We start from the raw sequence: 2,540 nt of genomic DNA on the forward strand, positions 1-2,540 counted from the left end.
CTTAAAATTTTAGAACATATTCTTTGATATATTTGGGGAGAAACAAAAAAATTTAAAAACCCATTTACATTATCTACTTTTTCAAAAAAAGAAGATTTATCTAATTCATCTCTTAAAATTTGGGCAATTTCTTGGGGTGATTTTCTCAATCTTTTAGTTAAAAGGAAAGCAACGTTGGATGAAAAATCTCCCAAATCGTCTTTTGGAGGTGTTTCGATAGTAAAATTGAGTTCGATGTTAGTAACGCCAATATTTAACAAGGCTATATTGATCTGGTTTTTTATGAGATCTATTATTTCCATATATTTATTTCCTCCTGTTTTTTCGTTTATTACAGCCTTTGGAAACTCTAAAATAGCTTTGCGGTCCTTCGCTCAGCAACCATCCAGATTTTATTACATTTCTAAGTTCGATTCCTGGCATAAGTGAGGGTCCCTGGAATCTTCATTTTCTTTTCAATAAATCTGAATATTTCCCCAAAAATAGTGACCAACACAAAATATATGATAGCAGCGAAAAGGTAAACTTGAAAGAATTCAAAGTTACGACTCGCTACAAACTTAGCTTGAGCCATTATTTCTGGGGCTCCAACAATATAAGAGAGAGAGGAATACTTCAATAAGTATATAAATTCATTTGTCCACGAAGGGATAAACCTTCTTAACGCTTGGGGTAGTATGATCAATCTAATAGCTTGCCATTTTTTCATTCCTATTGATAAAGAGGCTTGCATTTGCCCTGAGTTTATTGATTGAATAGCCCCTCTTAAATATTCTGCCTGATAAGCAGCAGAATTTAAGGAAAAAGCCATTATTGAGGCTAATATTGGAGAAAGCCTAATTCCAATAACAGGTAAACTATAATAAAGAATGAAAAGTTGAACAAGTAATGGAGTACCCCTTATTATTTCGATAAAAACGTAGCTTATGTAATAGAACAATTTATTTCCATACGTTTTAGCAACTGCTAGTAAAACGCCCAAAAAAAATCCTATAACTACAGAAATTAAAGTTAAAAATAGTGTAACCCATATACCTTCCAACATATAAACCCAGGAACTTTCGACAATTTCAAAAAAGCTCATGTGTTTTCTTCCTTTCCGTACAACTGTGATAATTTATTTAAAAACTCCTTAGTTCTATCTTTTTGAGGATTTTTGAACATCGATTCCGGGGGACCTTTTTCAACGATCACACCATTTTCCATAAATATAATCTCATCAGCAACAGCCCTTGCAAAACCCATTTCGTGAGTAACACACACCATAGTCATCCCACTTTTTGCAAGATCTATCATAACGTTCAGAACCTCTCCTATCAGCTCTGGATCTAAAGCGGAGGTTGGCTCATCAAACAGGATCAATTTGGGATTCATAGCCAAAGATCTAGCAATTGCAACCCTTTGTTTTTGTCCACCCGAAAGTTGGGCAGGATAGAGTTCTGATTTATCCTTCAGTCCAACCCGTTCTAATTCTTTTAATGCAATTTCAGTAGCTTGCGATTTTTCAATCTTTTTCACTTTAGTCAACCCGATTTTAACGTTTTCAAGCACAGTTAAGTGATCAAATAGGTTAAAATGTTGAAATACAAAGCCTATTTCTTGCCTAATTTTATGAATATTCTTCGAGGATAGTATTTCTTCTCCTTCCAGATATATTCTTCCGGAATCAGGTTCTACAAGCCTATTTATGCACATTAAAAGGGTGCTCTTCCCCGTTCCACTTGGACCTATTATTACCTTTGTTTCGCCCTTTTTAACTTCCAATGTTATTCCTTTGAGTATTTCTGTTTCATTATAACTTTTATGAAGATCTTCCACTTTTAATATTGTATCTTTTTCTTTTTTCATTAATCAAACGCTCCTTGTTTCATATCCTGGTATTGCAAGCTTTTTTTCGATCCTACCTAATCCTCTACTTATACTAAAAGTTAGGATAAAATATATAACCCCACAAATTAGATAAACTATCAAAGGTCTGTTGGTTACAGAGATAATATAAGTGCCTTGCCTTAGTAATTCTACGACACCTAAGGCATAAGCTAAAGATGTATCTTTTAAAACCACCGCTGCTTCATTGGTCCATCCTGATAATGCGATTCTTATTGCCTGAGGGAAGATAATATAGAAAAAAGTCTGAATTTTGTTCATCCCGATGGAGTAAGCAGCATCGAGCTGTCCTTTTGGTATGGATAAAATTGCGCCTCTTAAAATTTGCGATTGATATGCCGAACTTCTCAGACCCAAACCAAGTATTGAGGCGATTAAAGGATCCAATCTTATTCCTATAGCAGGTAAACCGTAAAAAATCAAAAAAAGTATGACTAACAAAGGAATACTTCTAAATACTCGTTCGTAGATTAGAAAAATAAATTGTACAAGTTTATTACCATACAATTGACCGAAAGAAATTATAATCCCCATAACAAATCCTATTAGCAAACTAAAAAAGGTTAATTCCAACGTTACAAGAGTTCCTTTTAGTAAATAGGGAAAAGAATTGATAATAACTTGAATGTCTTCCAAATATAATCCTTCTTTCT

Annotated in this window: 3 protein-coding genes and 1 pseudogene; all 4 read right to left on the reverse strand. The window is 33.7% G+C overall.

Going from position 1 to position 2,540, the window contains the following annotated elements; all coding sequences use genetic code 11:
* A pseudogene (locus AA81_RS10170) lies at nucleotides 1-302 on the reverse strand (arginine--tRNA ligase); the annotation flags it as partial.
* A gap of 101 nt (nucleotides 303-403) precedes the next feature.
* Nucleotides 404-1,084, reverse strand: coding sequence for an amino acid ABC transporter permease (locus AA81_RS10175; RefSeq protein ID WP_245857215.1), 681 nt, complete (start codon nucleotides 1,082-1,084; stop codon nucleotides 404-406).
* Nucleotides 1,081-1,848: an amino acid ABC transporter ATP-binding protein gene (locus AA81_RS10180; protein ID WP_103079340.1), complete on the reverse strand. Its 768-nt coding sequence runs from the start codon at nucleotides 1,846-1,848 to the stop codon at nucleotides 1,081-1,083. Before AA81_RS10180 ends, AA81_RS10175 begins: the two co-directional genes overlap by 4 nt.
* A 3-nt stretch (nucleotides 1,849-1,851) precedes the next feature.
* On the reverse strand, nucleotides 1,852-2,540 hold a 689-nt coding region (locus AA81_RS10185), incomplete at its 5' end, for an amino acid ABC transporter permease (RefSeq protein ID WP_245863586.1).

It is taken from the genome of Petrotoga halophila DSM 16923, assembly GCF_002924615.1.

What these genes read in the sequence shown, in the direction of transcription:
- AA81_RS10175 (WP_245857215.1), bottom strand. Translation starts at nt 1,084, where the DNA reads ATGAGCTTTTTTGAAATTGTCGAAAGTTCCTGGGTTTATATGTTGGAA.
- AA81_RS10180 (WP_103079340.1), bottom strand. Translation starts at nt 1,848, where the DNA reads ATGAAAAAAGAAAAAGATACAATATTAAAAGTGGAAGATCTTCATAAA.